Source organism: Streptomyces djakartensis (genome assembly GCF_014651075.1).
In the GTDB taxonomy this organism is placed as follows: domain Bacteria; phylum Actinomycetota; class Actinomycetes; order Streptomycetales; family Streptomycetaceae; genus Streptomyces; species Streptomyces djakartensis.
The window spans coordinates 165,146-181,804 of record NZ_BMWE01000002.1 but is presented as its reverse complement, the minus strand read 5'-3'; the positions used below and the strand labels follow the sequence as shown (position 1 = coordinate 181,804).

General features: G+C 72.4%; 17 protein-coding genes. 10 read left to right on the top strand and 7 right to left on the bottom strand.

Annotation, left to right across the window (positions count from 1 at the left end):
* Positions 1 to 52 precede the first annotated feature (52 nt).
* On the bottom strand, positions 53 to 616 hold the full coding sequence (locus IE212_RS04280; RefSeq protein ID WP_190196318.1) for an NAD(P)H-dependent oxidoreductase: 564 nt from the start codon (positions 614 to 616) through the stop codon (positions 53 to 55).
* Between the two features lie 131 nt (positions 617 to 747).
* Between IE212_RS04280 and IE212_RS04275 the strand changes: the two genes are divergently transcribed.
* From IE212_RS04275 to IE212_RS04265, 3 genes are all read left to right on the top strand, one after another.
* Positions 748 to 1,413 carry a TetR/AcrR family transcriptional regulator gene (locus tag IE212_RS04275; protein ID WP_229864042.1) on the top strand — a complete coding sequence of 222 codons (666 nt, stop codon included), beginning with the start codon at positions 748 to 750 and terminating at the stop codon, positions 1,411 to 1,413.
* Positions 1,414 to 1,506: 93 nt separating this feature from the next.
* Complete coding sequence (locus IE212_RS04270) at positions 1,507 to 2,544, top strand: LacI family DNA-binding transcriptional regulator (RefSeq protein WP_190196316.1); 1,038 nt, start codon at positions 1,507 to 1,509, stop codon at positions 2,542 to 2,544.
* Between the two features lie 250 nt (positions 2,545 to 2,794).
* Positions 2,795 to 4,231: a benzaldehyde dehydrogenase gene (locus tag IE212_RS04265; RefSeq protein ID WP_190196315.1), complete on the top strand. Its 1,437-nt coding sequence runs from the start codon at positions 2,795 to 2,797 to the stop codon at positions 4,229 to 4,231.
* Positions 4,232 to 4,265: 34 nt separating this feature from the next.
* Here IE212_RS04265 and trxA read toward each other — a convergent pair whose 3' ends face one another.
* Positions 4,266 to 4,652, bottom strand: a complete 387-nt coding sequence (trxA, locus tag IE212_RS04260; protein WP_190196314.1) for a thioredoxin — start codon at positions 4,650 to 4,652, stop codon at positions 4,266 to 4,268.
* A 118-nt stretch (positions 4,653 to 4,770) separates the two neighbouring features.
* On the opposite strand from trxA, the gene IE212_RS04255 reads away from it, so the two are divergent.
* Complete coding sequence (locus IE212_RS04255; RefSeq protein ID WP_190196313.1) at positions 4,771 to 6,201, top strand: dihydrolipoyl dehydrogenase family protein; 1,431 nt, start codon at positions 4,771 to 4,773, stop codon at positions 6,199 to 6,201.
* Between the two features lie 182 nt (positions 6,202 to 6,383).
* Here the strand turns inward: IE212_RS04255 and IE212_RS04250 are convergent, their stop codons facing one another.
* Entirely contained in the window at positions 6,384 to 7,028 is a 645-nt protein-coding gene (locus IE212_RS04250) for a peptide deformylase (protein ID WP_190196312.1), read from the bottom strand.
* Positions 7,029 to 7,161: 133 nt separating this feature from the next.
* Between IE212_RS04250 and IE212_RS04245 the strand changes: the two genes are divergently transcribed.
* On the top strand, positions 7,162 to 8,571 hold the full coding sequence (locus tag IE212_RS04245; protein WP_190196311.1) for a PepSY-associated TM helix domain-containing protein: 1,410 nt from the start codon (positions 7,162 to 7,164) through the stop codon (positions 8,569 to 8,571).
* 79 nt (positions 8,572 to 8,650) lie between these two features.
* Here the strand turns inward: IE212_RS04245 and IE212_RS04240 are convergent, their stop codons facing one another.
* The 3 genes from IE212_RS04240 to IE212_RS04230 all read right to left on the bottom strand — a co-directional run bounded on the left by IE212_RS04240 (position 8,651) and on the right by IE212_RS04230 (position 10,697).
* Positions 8,651 to 9,010, bottom strand: a complete 360-nt coding sequence (locus IE212_RS04240; protein WP_190196310.1) for a tetratricopeptide repeat protein — start codon at positions 9,008 to 9,010, stop codon at positions 8,651 to 8,653.
* 64 nt (positions 9,011 to 9,074) lie between these two features.
* Complete coding sequence (locus tag IE212_RS04235; RefSeq protein ID WP_190196309.1) at positions 9,075 to 10,040, bottom strand: pirin family protein; 966 nt, start codon at positions 10,038 to 10,040, stop codon at positions 9,075 to 9,077.
* A 120-nt stretch (positions 10,041 to 10,160) separates the two neighbouring features.
* Positions 10,161 to 10,697, bottom strand: a complete 537-nt coding sequence (locus tag IE212_RS04230) for a hypothetical protein (protein ID WP_190196308.1) — start codon at positions 10,695 to 10,697, stop codon at positions 10,161 to 10,163.
* A gap of 143 nt (positions 10,698 to 10,840) precedes the next feature.
* On the opposite strand from IE212_RS04230, the gene IE212_RS04225 reads away from it, so the two are divergent.
* The 5 genes from IE212_RS04225 to IE212_RS04205 all read left to right on the top strand — a co-directional run bounded on the left by IE212_RS04225 (position 10,841) and on the right by IE212_RS04205 (position 15,677).
* On the top strand, positions 10,841 to 11,590 hold the full coding sequence (locus IE212_RS04225) for a GNAT family N-acetyltransferase (protein WP_190196611.1): 750 nt from the start codon (positions 10,841 to 10,843) through the stop codon (positions 11,588 to 11,590).
* Between the two features lie 609 nt (positions 11,591 to 12,199).
* The gene (locus tag IE212_RS04220) at positions 12,200 to 13,285 is read left to right on the top strand and encodes an S-(hydroxymethyl)mycothiol dehydrogenase (RefSeq protein ID WP_190196307.1); all 1,086 of its coding nucleotides are present in this window, start codon (positions 12,200 to 12,202) and stop codon (positions 13,283 to 13,285) included.
* Positions 13,285 to 13,920 carry an MBL fold metallo-hydrolase gene (locus IE212_RS04215; RefSeq protein WP_190196306.1) on the top strand — a complete coding sequence of 212 codons (636 nt, stop codon included), beginning with the start codon at positions 13,285 to 13,287 and terminating at the stop codon, positions 13,918 to 13,920. Before IE212_RS04220 ends, IE212_RS04215 begins: the two co-directional genes overlap by 1 nt.
* A 234-nt stretch (positions 13,921 to 14,154) precedes the next feature.
* Positions 14,155 to 14,517 (top strand): bifunctional 3-phenylpropionate/cinnamic acid dioxygenase ferredoxin subunit, encoded by a 363-nt coding sequence (locus tag IE212_RS04210; RefSeq protein WP_190196305.1) that lies wholly within the window; start codon positions 14,155 to 14,157, stop codon positions 14,515 to 14,517.
* A complete protein-coding gene (locus IE212_RS04205) occupies positions 14,514 to 15,677 on the top strand; it encodes an NAD(P)/FAD-dependent oxidoreductase (protein ID WP_190196304.1) in 1,164 nt (387 codons plus the stop codon). The genes IE212_RS04210 and IE212_RS04205 overlap by 4 nt, the downstream gene beginning before the upstream one ends.
* Before the next feature lie 85 nt (positions 15,678 to 15,762).
* Here IE212_RS04205 and IE212_RS04200 read toward each other — a convergent pair whose 3' ends face one another.
* Positions 15,763 to 16,509, bottom strand: coding sequence for an IclR family transcriptional regulator (locus tag IE212_RS04200; RefSeq protein ID WP_190196610.1), 747 nt, complete (start codon positions 16,507 to 16,509; stop codon positions 15,763 to 15,765).
* Positions 16,510 to 16,659 lie beyond the last annotated feature (150 nt).

Below are 16,659 nucleotides of genomic sequence, written 5' to 3'. Positions count from 1 at the left end.
ACCCGGCCGGCCGTTTCGGGTCGCGGCCCCTCGAGGGCCGGACGCGAGCGGATCAGGCCGCGGTCGGCTCCGTGGCGTAGCCGTGCAGGCGGGCGATGACCTCGGTGAGCTGCTCGGCGACCTCGGTGTCGTCGGCCGGGTGGGTCTCGGCGAAGCGGGTCATGGAGCCGGGGATGGACAGCTTGACGTCCTCCAGGACCTTGCCGCCGGCCACGCCCACGGACTTGCGGGTCTCGTCGTGCGCCCAGACACCGCCGTACTGGCCGAACGCGGTGCCGACCACGGCGACCGGCTTGCCGCTGAGGGCGCCGGCGCCGTACGGGCGGGACAGCCAGTCGATGGCGTTCTTCAGCACGGCCGGGATGGTGCCGTTGTACTCGGGGGTGAAGAAGATCAGGGCGTCCGCGGCGGAGGCGGCCTCGCGCAGCCGGGCCGCCGCGGGCGGAACGGAACCCTCGACGTCGATGTCCTCGTTGTAGAAGGGGATCTCGGCAAGGCCCTCGAACAGGTCCACCTCGGCGCCCTCGGGGGCGAGCTTGACGGCCGCCTCGGCGAGCTGCCGGTTGTGCGAACCGGCGCGGAGGCTGCCGACGAGGGCGAGGATACGAACAGACATGCTGACTCCCACGTAGTGAAGAACGACTCCGAGAAACACTGCCGTAACGATCCGGACCAGGGTCCGTTTACTGTTGTAGCACTCTAACCGGACCACGGTCCAGTTTCTTCCCCATGCTTTACGCTGGCCTCATGTCCGCCATCCCGCCCTTCCCGACGCCCCAGGAGCCCGTCGACCACCCCGAGCTGCTCCAGCTCGGCAGCGCGATGGCGGCCGATGAGCCATGCCTGCGGGCCGACGCCGCGCGCAATCGGGCCCGGTTGCTGGAGGCGGCCGCGCGGCTGGTGGCGGAGCGTGGCGCGGACGCCGTCACGATGGAGGCGGTGGCCGCCGCCGCCTCGGTCGGCAAGGGCACGGTCTTCCGCCGGTTCGGCGACCGCACCGGCCTGCTGACGGCACTGCTCGACCACTCGGAGAAGAAGTTCCAGGCCGCGTTCCTCGCCGGCCCGCCGCCCCTCGGGCCCGGGGCGCCGCCCGTGGAGCGGCTGCGGGCGTTCGGCCGCGCGATGCTGCGCCGGTCGGCCGACGAACTGGACCTGCAACTGGCGGCCGAGCCGTGCGCGCCTCGCCGCTTCACCATCCCGGCCCGCAGCGTGCTGCGCCACCACGTGGCCGTGCTGCTGCGGCAGATCGTCCCGGAAGCGGACTGCGAGCTCCTCTCGTACACCTTGATGGGCCAGCTCGACCCGGCCCTGATCCACCACCTGACCTCGCAGCGCGGAATCCCCCTGGCCCGCCTGGAGGACGCCTGGATCGCCCTGGTCGACCGGGTGGCGGGCGCGCCCCCGGCCGGCTGATGACCCTCGCGGATCTCCGTGACCGTTCACGGCATCCTCACAACTCCCCCGCCCGAAGGGTCCGTTGGCGCTTCTGCCAAGATGCCCTTCGTCATGGTGCAGATACCGAAACCGCCCACGCCCCCGTCCCCCGCACCGACGCGCTCCGTGCCCACGAGCGCCGATGTGGCCCGCCTGGCCGGCGTCTCGCGCGCGACCGTCTCCTACGTCCTCAACAACACCAGTGCCGTACGGATCAGTGAACCCACCCGCCGTCGCGTCCACGAGGCCGCGAAGGAACTCGGCTACGTCCCGCACGCGGCGGCCCGCAGCCTGCGCGCCGGGCACAGCCGTATGGTCCTGATCCCCGCGCCGACCTTCCCCGTCGGCCCCCTCTACAGCCGCTTCCTGGCCGACCTCCAGAGTGCCCTCGCCGCCCTGGACTACACGGTGGTGCAGCACGGCACCGGCGGCCCGCACGGTGACGAGGCCGCGCGCGGCTGGGCCGAGTTGCGGCCCGTGGCCGTCCTCGTGCCCGGCTCCGGGCTCGGCCCGCGCGGGGTCGCGGTGCTCAAACGCTCCGGGGCACGGGCCGTCGTCACCCTCGGCCCGGAGACCATCGAGGGCGCGCACGCCCTGCTCATGGACCACGATGTCGTCGGCCACAGCGCGGGTGCCCACCTCTACGACCGCGGCAGGCGCCGGATCGGCGTGGTCGTCCCCCAGGAAGCGGGCCTGGAGGCGTTCTCGGCGCCCCGGCTCGACGGTGTGCGCCAGTCCGTGCGGGGCACCGGCGCCACGGTGACCGAACTGCCCCTCGCGTACGACGAGGAGGCCGCCGCGCGTCTCGCCGCCCGCTGGCGGACCCTCGGCCTGGACGCCGTCTTCACCTACAACGACGAGTACGCGATGCTGCTGATGCGGGCCCTGCAGGACGAGGGTGTCAGCGTCCCCGAGGAGACGGCGGTGATCGGCGCCGACGACCTGATGCTCGGCCGGCTGCTGCGGCCGCGGCTCAGTACGGTGCGGCTGGAACTGCCCCCCGGCCGCGAACTCGCCGAACTGGTCGACCGCGCGGTGCGCAGGCCCGGGAGTGAGCCCGAGGCGCACAAGGTGCTGGGTGCCACGGTGCTGCAACGCGAGTCGAGTTGACCCGCGCGGCGCGTTCCGCGGCGGCTGACCGGATCTGTGCGGCCGGCCGGGAGCGGACGACCTGCCGGGGCACGTCGGCACGGCTAGGATGTTGCATGCTCAACAAATTGAGGACGCGTCAGCACGCGGGCCGCAGCGCGCAAGGCTGCGCCCGGTCGGCGCGTCCCGTCATGTGACCGCCGAACCGGCCGCGCACACACGGGAGTTCCGCTCGCCCGTCAGCCGGTGACCGATCGATCGGAGAGCCGTCTTGCCGTTGCTCGACACCAGGACCTGGCAGCCCAGCACCCTGACCGGGCCCGGGTACACCGTCACCGAGCCCGCCACCGGCCAAGCCCTCGGCCCCCTCACCCTCGCCACCCCGGAGGACGTCGCGGCCGCCGCCGGCCGTGCCGCCTCCGCCCAGCGGGAATGGGCGCGTGCCCCGCACTTCGCCCGTGCCGCCGTGCTGCGCAAGGCCGGCGACCTGTTCACGGCGCACGCCGACGAACTGCGCGAGTGGCTCGTCCGCGAGTCCGGCTCCGTCCCCGGCAAGGCCGACTTCGAACTGCACGTCGCCGCCCAGGAGTGCTACGAGGCCGCCGCGCTCGCCTCCCGCCCGGCCGGCCAGGTCCTGCCCAGCGAGGCGCCGCGCCTGTCCTACACGCGCCGCGTGCCGGCCGGCGTGGTGGGCGTGATCTCCCCGTTCAACGCCCCGCTGATCCTGTCCATACGCTCCGTCGCCCCCGCCCTGGCCCTCGGTAACGCGGTCCTGCTGAAGCCGGACCCGCGCACCGCCGTCTGCGGCGGACTGTCCCTGGCCGCGGTCTTCGCCGCCGCGGGCCTGCCGCAGGACCTGCTGCACGTGCTCCCCGCAGGCCCGGACGCCGGGCAGGCCCTGGTCGCCGACCCGCGCGTGCCGGTCATCTCCTTCACCGGCTCCACCGCCGCCGGACGGGCCGTGGGCGAGTCGGCCGGCCGCCACCTCAAGCGGGCCCACCTGGAACTGGGCGGCAACTCGGCCATGATCGTGCTGGAGGACGCCGACCTCGACGCGGTGATCTCCACCGCCGCCTGGGGCTCGTTCTTCCACCAGGGCCAGATCTGCATGACCACCGGACGCCACCTGGTGCACGCGTCCCTGTACGACGAGTACGTCGAGCGGCTGGCGGCCAAGGCCGACTCGCTGGCCGTCGGCGACCCGTACCGCGACCGGGTCCACCTGGGCCCCATCATCGACTCGGGTCAGCTCGCCAAGATCGGCCAACTGGTCGAGTCCAGCGTGGCCGCGGGCGCCAAGCTCGCCGCGGGCGGCACGTCCGACCGGCTCTTCTACCGTCCGACGGTCCTCGCCCACGTCGGCGACCACACCCCGGCGTACACCGAGGAGGTCTTCGGTCCTGTGGCGCCCGTACGCTCCTTCACCACCGCCGACGAGGCGGCGGACCTGGCCGCGCAGAGCCCCTACGGCCTCTCCCTGGGCATCGTCACCAGGGACCCGGCCCGCGGCCTGGACCTCGCCGAGCGCATACCCACGGGCATCGTCCATATCAACGACCAGACCGTGAACGACGAGGCCGTGGCACCCTTCGGCGGAGTGGCCGCCTCCGGCACCGGCGCGCGCTTCGGCGGCGAGGCCAACCTCGAGGCCTTCACCGAACTGCGCTGGACGACGGTACGCGGAGACGTGGCGCCTTATCCCTTCTAGGACGGCGTGGGGGCCCCGCACAAACGGCCCCGCGTCACTCGCTCTGCTGCGGCTGCTGGGCCTGCTGCTCGGCGACCGCCTTGCGGACCTCGTTCATGTCGAGGTTCCGGGCCTGCCCGATGACGTCCGTCAGAGCGGCCTCGGGCAGCGCGCCCGGCTGGGCGAACACGGCGACCTGGTCACGCACGATCATCAGCGTCGGGATCGACTGGATACCGAAGGCCGCGGCCAGCTCCGGCTGCGCCTCGGTGTCCACCTTGCCGAACACCAGGTCCGGGTTGTCCTCGGCCGCCTTCTCGTAGACCGGTGCGAACTGCTTGCACGGCCCGCACCACTCGGCCCAGAAGTCGATCAGGACGAACTCGTTGTCCGTGACCGTCTGGTCGAAGTTCTCCTTGGTGAGCTCCACGGTGCTGCTCATGGCGTAAGTCCCTCTTCCTGGTGTGGGTAAAGCGGTCGGCACAACACGGCCGACCGGATGCGTATTCCGCGCCCCTACCCGTGTGGCCAGGGCGCACACCACCCACCAGACTGACCCCATGACGGAAACGGAAACCAACACGTACGACGTCGTGGTGCTCGGGGCCGGTCCCGTGGGGGAGAACGTCGCCGACCGGACCCGGGCCGCCGGTCTGACCACCGCGGTCGTGGAGAGCGAGCTGGTCGGCGGCGAGTGCTCGTACTGGGCGTGCATGCCCAGCAAGGCCCTGCTGCGGCCGGTCATCGCCCGGGCGGACGCCCGCCGCGTGCCCGGCCTGAGCCAGTCGGTGCGGGGCCCCCTCGACGCGTCCGCGGTCCTCGCCCACCGCGACTACTACACCTCCCACTGGAAGGACGACGGACAGGTCGGATGGCTCGACTCCATCGGCGCCGACCTGTACCGCGGCCACGGGCGGCTCACCGGCCCCCGCAGGGTGACGGTCACCGGCCCGGACGGCGTCGAACAGGTCCTGACCGCCCGGCACGCCGTGGCCGTCTGCACCGGCAGCCGCGCCGCCCTGCCCCCGCTGCCGGGGCTGGACGACGTCAAGCCGTGGACCAGCCGGGAGGCCACCAGCTCGGCGAGCGTGCCCGGCCGCCTCATCGTGGTGGGCGGTGGCGTGGTCGCCACCGAGATGGCCACCGTCTGGCAGGCCCTGGGCTCCGAGGTCACCCTGCTGGTCCGCGGCAAGGGCCTGCTCGCCCGGATGGAGCCCTTCGCCGGAGAACTGGTCGCGGAGGCGCTCACGGAGGCCGGTACGGACGTCCGCACCGGCACCGGCGTGGAGTCGGTGACCCGTGAGAACGGCACGGTCGTGGCCGTCACCGACAAGGGCGACCGCATCGAGGCCGACGAGATCCTCTTCGCCACCGGTCGCGCCCCGCGCACCGACGACATCGGTCTGGAGACCATCGGCCTGGAACCGGGCTCCTGGCTGCCGGTCGACGACAGCCTCCGCGTCACCGGCCACGACTGGCTGTACGCCGTCGGCGACGTCAACCACCGCGCCCTGCTCACCCACCAGGGCAAGTACCAGGCCCGGATCGCGGGTGCCGCGATCGCCGCGCGGGCCACCGGCGAGACGCCCCTCGCGGGGCCGTGGGGCGCCCACGCCGCGACCGCCGACCAGGCCGCCGTCCCCCAGGTCGTCTTCACCGACCCCGAGGCGGCCGCCGTGGGCCTGTCCCTGGCCGAGGCGGAACAGGCGGGGCACCGGGTACGGGCCGTCGACGTCGACCTGTCCACCGTCGCCGGGGCCGGCCTGTACGCCGACGGCTACAAGGGCCGGGCCCGCATGGTCGTCGACGTCGAGGACGAGATCCTGCGCGGTGTGACCCTCGTCGGCCCCGGTGTGGGCGAACTCATCCACTCCGCCACGGTCGCCGTCGCCGGCCAGGTCCCGGTCAGCCGCCTGTGGCACGCCGTCCCCTCGTACCCGACGATCAGCGAGGTGTGGCTGCGGCTGCTGGAGGCCTACCGGGACAACTGAGCCCGACTGCCGGTGAGACGCGGGGCGGCACCTGACAGGTCCTCAGGGACCGTCGGTGCCGGGGCGGCCGTCCGACGTGCCGCCCCGCGAGGATGCGCGACAGGGTGGTCCGGCCGGCATCCGAGGCCATCGCCTCCGGCCGTCGGGCGGGAGCATCGGCCGGCATCAGTTTCTCCGGTGCCTCAGGGCAGTTCGAAGCCCAGTGCCCGCGCCGCCTCCTGGGGCGTCGGCTGGGACCAGCGCTCCGTCATCGCCTGGTTGGACGACAGCGAACGCGACTCGGCCCGGTCCAGATACAGGACGCCGTCGAGGTGGTCGGTCTCGTGCTGCACGATCCGTGCGGGCCAGCCGCCGAACACCTCGTCCACCGCGCGCCCGTGCTCGTCCTGCCCGGTGAGCCGCACCTCGGCGGGCCGTGCCACCACCGCCTGCCAGCCCGGAACGCTCAGACAGCCCTCGAAGAACGCGGCCCGCGTGCCGCCGACGGGCTCGTAGGCCGGATTGACCAGCACCCGGAACGGCTGCGGCACCCGCCCGCGCGCGAGACGCACCTCCTCCGGCACGGGGGCCGGGTCCTCGATCACCGCGATCCTCAGCGGCACACCGACCTGGGGCGCCGCCAGACCCACCCCGGGCGCCGCGCGCATGGTGACCCGCAGAGCCTCGACGAACCGGGCCAGCAGCGCGGACCCCAGCTGCCCGTCGTAGCGCTCGGTGCCACGCCGCAGCACCGGATCGCCGGCCGCGACGATGCGCAACGGCCCGCCATCGGCGAGGAGTTGCTCGACCCGCTCGGCCAGGGGCGCGTGATGGCTCGGAGTTCCCATCGCGTCAGGATGACACGGCACCTTCCACCCGAGCGTGATGCGCATCACACGCTCTCCTCGGGAACTCAACCCCCGGCCGCACCGACTACTGCACCGCAACGGCCACGAAGACGTCCCCGGGAGAAGCCCGCCGATGACCACCGCCCCCTCGACCACCACGGACGAGGCCCCGAAACCCGCCAAGCCGGCACCGTCGAGGAACAGCCGGGCCCTGCTGCGTCCACTCATCCTCCGCCTGCACTTCTACGCCGGGGTCCTGGTCGCGCCGTTCCTCCTCGTCGCCGCCCTCACCGGCCTGCTCTACGCCGCCTCCTTCCAGGCCGAGAAGGTCGTGTACGACCACGAACTGACCGTCCCCGTAGGCAGGACGAAGCTACCGGTCGGCGAGCAGGTGGCCGCCGCCCGCGAGGCCCACCCCGAGGGCACCGTCTCGGCCGTCCGCCCCTCGCCCGAGGCCGACGCGACGACGAGGGTGATGCTGTCCGGTGTCCCGGGCGTCGACGAGGGCCACACGCTCGCCGTCTTCGTCGACCCGTACACCGCGGAAGTGCGCGGCTCCCTCGAACAGTACGGCTCGACCGGCGCGCTGCCGCTGCGCACCTGGATCGACGAGTTCCACCGGGATCTGCGCCTGGGCGAACCGGGCCGCTTGTACAGCGAGTTGGCGGCCAGCTGGCTGTGGGTGATCTCGGCCGGCGGACTGGTGCTGTGGTTCTCCCGCCGCCGTGCGCTGCGCAAGGTGCGGGGAACCGGCGGACGGCGTCGCACGCTGGGACTGCACGGCAGCGTCGGCGCATGGGCGGCGGCGGGCTTCCTCTTCCTCTCGGCGACCGGTCTGACCTGGTCGGCCTACGCCGGGGCGAGCATCGACGAGTTGCGGACCTCGCTGGGCCAGGCCACCCCGTCGGTGTCGGCGGCGGCGGGCGGTGAACACGGCGGCCACGGCTCCGCCGCAGGGCAGGCGGGAGACGCGGCGCACGGTGTGGGACTCGACAAGGTGCTGGCGGCGGCGCGGGCCGAGGGCCTCGGCGACCCGGTGGAGATCGTGCCGCCGGCCGACGCGAAGTCGGCGTACGTCGTGAAGCAGGTGCAGCGCGGCTGGCCCGGGAAGCAGGACTCCGTCGCGGTCGACCCGGCCAGTGGCCAGGTGACCGACGTGCTGCGGTTCGCCGACTACCCCGTGCTCGCGAAGCTCACCCGCTGGGGCATCGACCTGCACACCGGCGTTCTGTTCGGCCTGGCCAACCAGATCGCCCTGATGCTGCTCGCGCTCTCGCTGATCCTGCTGATCGTCTGGGGCTACCGCATGTGGTGGCAGCGCGGCCGCGGCAGCGCCTTCGGCCGGCCGGTCCCGCGCGGCGCCTGGCAGCAGGTACCGCCGCAGATCCTGGTGCCGCTGCTCGCCGGGGTCGCCGTACTCGGGTACTTCCTTCCCCTGTTCGGCATCCCGCTGGTGGCTTTCCTCGCCGTCGACATCCTGTTGGGAGAGATCGCCTACCGGCGGGGGCGACGGTCGTACGGATCCGGAACAGCCGCCCGGTGACATACCCGCGCCGACGCGCCGGTGCCCGGCTCCCCAAGGGGGGCCGGGCACCGTTCGTCAGGCGAGGGCCGGCGCCGCGTCAGCGTTCCCCGAAGTCGCCCGCCAGCGCCGAGGCGATCCGCAGATGCGTCTCGGCCTCCTCGTGCCGCCCCTGCCGCTGCAGTGTGCGGCCCAGCATCAGCCGGGCGTAGTGCTCCACGGGATCCCGCTCGACGATCGTCCGCAGCTCTGTCTCCGCGCGCCACAGCTGCGCCGAGTGGTAGTAGGAGCGTGCCAGCAGCAGCCGCGGTCCGGTCTGCTCCGGGACCTCCTCGACCAGCCCGCCCAGGACGCGCGCGGCGGCGGCGTAGTCCTTGGCGGCGAAGAACAGCTGCGCGCGGTCCCAGCGCTCCGCAGGTGTTCCGTGGTCGTAGTACACCGGCTCGTGGGTCGTGTTCACGGGTGACCTCCTTCGGTCCCGGCAACCGAACCCGGTGGTTCAATATTCCACTACTTGGTCCGGCTCAACGGACGCGGCCACGGGGCTTGAGCGGCGTCGTGGGCAGCTCCGGCGCGGCGAGCGGAGCGCCGTCATATCCCTTCACCTCGCCGAACCTGCTGCCTGCCATCCAGTCGGCACGGGCCTGTTCGATCTCTGCCTGCGTGCGGCCCACGAAGTTCCACCACATGATCAGTTCCTCGGCGAACGGCTCCCCGCCGAGCAGCATCACGCCCGCGTCGGATCCGGCGCGCAGCGGGAGCTCGCCGCGGCCGCACCCGAGGTACAGCATCGAGCCCGGCAGCACCGGCACGCCGTCGACGTGGACCTCACCCGACATGGACAGCACCCCGTACTCGAAGTCGGGCACGAGGGGCAGCCGGACGTCGGCACCGCGGTCGAGGGCGAGGTCGGCGCCGACGATCGGCGTGTACGTCGTGCCGGGCGAGGCCGCGCCGTCCAGGTCGCCGAGGAGGACGGTCGCCGTGAACCCGGGGGCCGTCACGGTCGGCAGCCGGGCGTGGTGCTCGAACTTCGGGTCGACATGCCGGTGCGCGTCCGGGAGGGCCACCCAGAGCTGCGCGCCGTGCAGGTAGCGGGCGTGTGACCTGGGGCTCTCCTCCGAGTGACTGATCGCCCGGCCGGACGTCATGAGCCCGAGCTCGCGTGGGCGGATCGTCTGCAGGCTGCCGGTGGAGTCGCGGTGCAGCACTTCGCCCTGGTGCAGCCAGCTGACGGTCTGCAGGCCGATGTGCGGATGGGGTGGCACCTGCATGCCGGGCTCGTCGGCGATGTCATCGGGACCGTAGTGATCAACGAAGGCCCAGGCGCCGATCATGCGCCGGCCGAGGTTCGGCAGCAGCCGGCGCACCTCGGTCGACTCCCCGAGCTGTACGCGTCGAGGGCTCAGCAGCTCGCGGACGGGTTCGGCGACGACGAATCCACGGCCGCCGCACACGCTCGGTGCGGGCGCGCGGTCAAGGTTGCTCATGCGGCACAACCTAGTCGCGCCCGGGCGTGCGCGCAGAGAGTCCAGCGCCCCGGGCGAAGTACTGGGCTGACGCCGGCCCCGCCGGCAGGAGCTGACCGCGCCGTCCGCACCCGGTGGAAGCTAATGGATCAGGGCGTTCAGCGTAATGATCACTATGCCGATCAGCATGTCCAGGCCCCCTGCCAGGCATGCGGACGGCCACCCGTGCCCAGCGGTACGGGCCGCCCAGACGCCCACGGCGAACAAGGCGGCGGTGTTGAACAGCAGGGCCGTGTCCGCGGCCGCGGCCTCCGACCACCACCCGGCGACCGCGGTGAGCAGCATCCCCACCGTGGGCAGCGCGGCGGCGACCAGTGGCCATTCGGCGAGCACCGACCGCAGTCTGCTGGTGGTGGCAGCCCCGTCGCCGGACGCACGCTGGGCGATCACGTGCGCGTACCCGTGGGCGGCACTGGACGCCACCGCGGTGATCAGCACCCACAGCGCGTCCTCACCGGGATCGGCCTCCTCACCCGTCGCGTCCAGCGCGGCCACCATGGCGCTGGCCAGCACCAGTCCGTAGATGCCGCTGAACAGCCACTGCTCCGACGACTGCCGCCGCGGGATCCCCTGTGGTGCCGTGCCTTCGGGGCGGACACGGTCGGCGCGGTCGGGCATCGCGTCCCCTCGGTGCGGGAAGAGGCCTGGATCCGCACATGCTCACCCGCGTGCCGCCGGAGAAACACGACGCCACGCGGGTGAGCCCGCTCGATGCGCCTGAAGGGGGCAGCCCCGCCGGCGCCGGAGACCACGGCACTAGGATGGTCGGCCGGGTTCGGCCGGAGGCAGGAAAGGGGCAGCACGTGGTGGGTCTCCGCGACGCCGTCGCGCTCGACGACCCGGTGGGGGAGTCGCTCCGAGGCCACCACGGGCACCTCGCCCGCCGGCTCGGCCGGGCTGTCACCTACCTTCCGGCCGTCGCGACCTTCTCCGCGATTCCCGCGGAGGCGGACCCGGCGGCGTGGGCCGACCTGGCCGCGTTGCTCGGGCCGGGCGAGTTCGCCGACATGTTCAGCTGTCCCGCGGCGCCGCCGTCGGACTGGGATCCGGTCTTCGTTCTCGAAGGCCGCCAGATGATCTGGGTCGGCGACAGCCGCCCGGACCGGTTCCCCGCAAGGGAGGATCCGGGCATCGTCGAACTCGGCGCACAGGACGTGCCGGAGATGCTCGGCCTCGTCGAGCGGACCCGGCCGGGGCCGTTTCGGCCACGCACCCATGAACTCGGCACCTACCTCGGTGTCCGCGACGGCGGCACGTTGGTGGCGATGACGGGAGAGCGGCTCAGGCCTCCCGGATGGACCGAGATCAGCGCTGTCTGCACCGCCCCCGAGGCGCGTGGGCGTGGCCACGCGGCCCGTCTGGTCCGCGCGCTCATCGCGCGCGTCGTGGCCCGGGGCGAACGTCCCTTCCTCCACGTGGCCGAGGCGAACACCGGCGCGATCGCGCTCTACGAACGGCTCGGGTTCGAGACCCGGAAGCACGTGACGTTTCGCGGGTTCCGCATCCCCTGAGGGAGCCGGACCGGCAGTCGGCCCGGCCGGCTACTGGGCCGGCGTCCTGGCCTGCCGGTGCGACGCCTTCGCCGGACGCAGGCCTGAGTCCTGGGCCGACTTCCGGAGCTTCGAGGCCTTCCCGGGCACCCGCGCGATGCAGGGCTTGGTGGACTGGCCGGAGCTGGAGTCCGATCTGCTCGCCGACGGCGTACCGCTCGACGGCCTGTATCCGCTCTACGTGGACCGCGCCCTCCACCGGGTGGGGGAACTGATCCGTGGCGCGGCTACGACCGGCTGCGGAGCACCCGAAACGCCGGCATCGCCGATTCGCTGCTCACTTCCCACGGCGTCGGCAACTCGGGCACGCCCGGCACTTCGGTCACTCGGGACCTCGTCACCGACGCGGCCACGGGCGAGGCCTTCGAGATCTCCGCCCCCGCGCCGGCCGGCAGCGGGGCGTCGGCCACCGCGTGCCGGTGTCCCGGCCGAGGCGCCCTGTTCCTGTCCGCCCCTTGACCACCGGTGTCCCCCTCCCCGATGCTCGGTTGCGTATGGCGGTGCGTGTATCTGATGAGGCAACCGGCAGCGGTGACACGCCCGCGTGTTCTCCCGTATGAGGAGCAACTCATGGCTCACGAGGTTCGTGCCGTAGTCGCCCGGAAGAAGGGCGCCCCGGTGTCCGTCGAGACGATCGTCGTCCCCGATCCCGGCCCGGGCGAGGCGCTGGTCGAGGTCGAGGCGTGCGGTGTCTGTCATACCGACCTCCACTATCGCGAGGGCGGGATCAACGACGAGTTCCCCTTCCTGCTGGGGCACGAGGCGGCCGGCCGCGTCGAGGCGGTGGGGGAGGGGGTCACCGGCGTCGAGCCCGGTGACTTCGTCATCCTCAACTGGCGTGCCGTGTGCGGCCGGTGCCGGGCGTGCGGCAGGGGCAAGCCCTGGTACTGCTTCGCCACCCACAACGCCACGCAGCCGATGACGCTGCTCGACGGTACCCCGCTCTCGCCCGCTCTCGGCATCGGCGCCTTCGCGGAGAAGACACTGGTCGCGGCCGGGCAGTGCACCAAGGTGGATCCGGCCGCCCCGGCGGCGGCTGCCGGGCTGCTCGGATGCGGGGTCATGGCGGGTTTCGGCGCCGCCGTGAACACCGGCGCCGTGGGCCGAGGGGACTCCGTCGCCGTCATCGGCTGCGGAGGTGTCGGTATGGCCGCCGTCGCGGGCGCCAGGCTCGCCGGCGCGTCCAAGGTCATCGCCGTCGACATCGACCGGCGCAAACTGGACCGAGCCCGGACCATGGGGGCCACCCACACGGTCGACGGCACGCGGGCCGACGTCGTGGCGGCGGTGCGCGAACTGACCGGAGGCTTCGGCGCGGACGTCGTCGTCGATGCGGTGGGCCGCCCCGAGACGTATCAGCAGGCCTTCTACGCCCGGGACTTGGCCGGCACGGTCGTGCTGGTGGGTGTGCCCAACCCGGAGATGAAGGTGGAGCTGCCGCTGCTGGACGTCTTCGGGCGCGGCGGCTCGCTGAAGTCCAGCTGGTACGGCGACTGCCTGCCCTCGCGCGACTTCCCGGCCCTCATCGACCTGTACCTGGGAGGCCGGTTCGACCTGGACGCGTTCGTCACCGAGACCATCGGCCTCGGTGACGTGGAGGAGGCCTTCGAGAAGATGCACGGCGGTGACGTGCTGCGCTCCGTGGTGGTGCTGTGATGGCCGGCGCCCCGCGCATCGAGCGCCTCGTCACCAGCGGCACCTTCAGCCTCGACGGCGGCACCTGGGACGTCGACAACAACGTCTGGATCGTCGGTGACGACGACGAGGTGGCCGTCATCGACGCGGCCCATGACTCCGACGCCGTCCTGGAGGCCGTCGGCGACCGCCGCCTGTCGGCCGTCGTGTGCACCCATGCCCACGACGACCATGTGCGCGCCGCGCCGGACGTCGCGCTCGCCACGGGTGCGCCCGTCCTCCTCCACCCCGACGACCAGGTGCTGTGGAAGACGGCGCATCCGAACCGGCGGCCCGACGGACCGCTCGCCGACGGCGACGAGATCGTCGTGGCGGGCATCGGCCTGCGCGTCCTCCACACGCCCGGACACGCACCCGGGGCCGTGTGCCTGTACGCCCCGGATCTGGGGGCGCTGTTCAGCGGCGACACGCTGTTCGCGGGCGGGCCCGGCGCGACGGGGCGCTCGTACAGCGACTTCGGCACGATCATCACCTCGATCGGTGACCGGCTGCTGACGCTCCCGGGGGAGACGGTCGTTCACACCGGCCATGGCGACACGACCACCATCGAGGCGGAAGCCCCACACCTTCAGCAGTGGGCCGCCCGCGGCTGGTGACTCGGGCACCGCACCGCCCGGCCGTGGCCGAGAAGCATCGCAGTGGTGTCGAGGGCCCGCTTCTGCGGTTGCCTGCGCCCTGACCTGCGTTTCTCATAGTGCGGTTGGTTTTGTGTCGCACAACCAAAATGAGGGTCTCGGCCGTCCCGTGAACTCCTTGACAAGGGTTTGTGGACGCCCTCACACTGGCGTTGCGTTCACCGCAATCCGTTTCGCTATACGCACCGAGGTGTCATGATGATTCCCGCGTGCCGTCTCGTGGATCTGCCCCGAGGCGAGGCTCACAGGCTCGACATCGACCCGCCCGTCTCGGTGTTCCACACCGACGACGGCGAACTCTTCGCCATCGACGACACCTGCACTCACCAGGACGCCTCGCTCGCCGACGGCTGGCTGGAGGGCTGCGAGGTCGAATGCCCGCTGCACGCCTCGAAGTTCGACCTCAAGACCGGAGCCGTCGACGCCCCGCCGGCCAGGCTCCCGGTGCGCACCCACGAGGTCTTCGTCGAGGACGGCATGATCTACGTCAGGCTGTCCACGGCAGCCCCCAACCTGCCTCCCTGCGTCGCCGCCCGGCTCGCCGGGGGCGTCGCGTGAGGACAGTGGCCGTGGTGGGCGCGTCGCTGGCCGGTCTGTCAGCGGCGCGCTCGTTGCGCAAACAGGGGTACGACGGGCGACTCGTCGTCATCGGTGACGAAGTCCACCGCCCGTACGACAGGCCGCCGCTGTCCAAGGAGTTCCTGGCCGGCGGCATCGGCGAAGCCGATCTCGCGCTCGAGCCGGACGACGAGGACCTGCAGGCGGAGTGGCTGCTCGGCACCCGCGCCGCCGGACTCGGCAGCGCGCCCCGTTCCGTGCGGCTCACCGACGGCCGGGAGGTGAGAGCCGACGGCATCGTCATCGCCACCGGTGCGTCCGCCCGGACCCTGCCCGGCATGGACGGACTGGCCGGTGTGCACACCCTGCGCACCCTGGACGACGCCCGCGGCCTGCGGGACGAACTGACCCGGGGCGGGCGCCTGGTCGTGATCGGCGGCGGCTTCATCGGTGCCGAAGTAGCCTCCACCGCCCACACTCTCGGTCTCGACGTGACCATCGTCGAAGCCGCGCCCACTGCGCTGGCCGGGCCGCTCGGCGCGACCATGGGCGGCATCGTCTCCGCCCTCCACGCGGACCACGGCGTGCGGCTGTTGTGCGGAACGGGCGTCAAGGGGCTGAGCGGCGAGACCCGCGTCGACGGCGTCCTCATGGAGGACGGCCGCAGCATCCCGGCCGACATCGTCGTCGTGGGGATCGGGGCCCGTCCCTGCGTCGAGTGGCTGGTGGGATCCCGGGTCCAACTCGCCGACGGCGTCAGGTGCGGTGCCGACGGCCGAACCAGTCTGGCCGGGGTGGTCGCGGTCGGCGACTGCGCCTCCTGGTACGACCCGCGCGCGGGCACCCACCGGCGCGTGGAGCACTGGACCGGCGCCCGGGAGCGCCCCGACGCGGCCGTGGCGGCTCTGCTGTCCTGGGGCGAATCCGAGCCGGGCATACCCCGGCCGCCGTACTTCTGGTCCGACCAGTACGGCGTGAAGATCCAGTTCGTCGGCAACGCGGCGCGCGCCGACAGCGTGACGATCGAGGACGGCACCGTCGACGATCGCAACGTCCTGGCCGTCTACCGGCGAGCCGGACACCCGGTCGCCGTACTCGGGATGAACCAGCCGCGGCTGTTCATGCGCTGGCGCAAGCAACTCGCGGCCAGAACGTCCTGAACGAGGTCGCGACCGCACTTCCCGGCGTCACCGCGAGGGCCGGGACCGGCGCACCTCGAGCACGTCGTCGAGGCGGTGCGGCGGCTCAGCCCAGGTAGCCCATCCGGTGGCTGATCTCGTCCGCGCCCTTGACCAGCACCGGGGCGAGCTCGTGTATACGGTCCTCGGTGAGCCGGTAGGCGGGCCCGGAGGCGCTGACCGCGGCGATGACCTCTCCGTCCCGGTTGCGGACCGGCGCGGCCATCGCGTGCAGCCCCACCTCGAACTCCTCCAGCGTCCAGGAGTAGCCACGCTGCAGCGCTTCGGCGAGGTTCTTCTCGAGTTTCGTCTTCGCGGTCAGCGTGCGGGGCGTCAACTTCTTCAGGCCGGCGTTCGACAGGAGCGCGGCACGTTCCTTCGGTGGCATGTGGGCCAGCAGGATCTTGCCGCTGGAGGTGGCGTGCAGCGGTGTCAGCTGGCCCACCCAGTTGAACGCCGTGACGGCACCCGGTCCGCGTACCTGGTACAGGTTGATGGCGTACTGCTCCTGCATCACGGCGAGGTTCACGGTCTCGCCGATCTCATCGGCGAGACGCTCGCAGACCGGGCGGCTCTGCTGGGTGATGTCGATACGTCCGGTGACCGCGCCGGCGAGACGGACGAGACCGAAACCGAGGCGGTACTTGCCGCGCTCGCCCGCCTGTTCCACCAGGCCGCGTACCTCCAGGGCGCCGAGCAGCCGGAACGCGGTGGACTTGTGGACGTCGATCTCGGCAGCCACCTCACTGACGCCGGCCTCTCCGCGCCGGGCCAGGATCTCCAGCACGGTGATGGCGCGGTCGACCGACTGCACCCCGCCGGCCGGCGCACTTGTCGTTTCGGTATCCGGATGGTAGTTGCTCACAGCGCAACTATACGGGCGATCAACATGGCCGAAAGCTGTGCAGGTCACGAGCCTGGGACAGACCCGACCGAAGTTGCGCCGTCCGCAACCTGGTGCGCA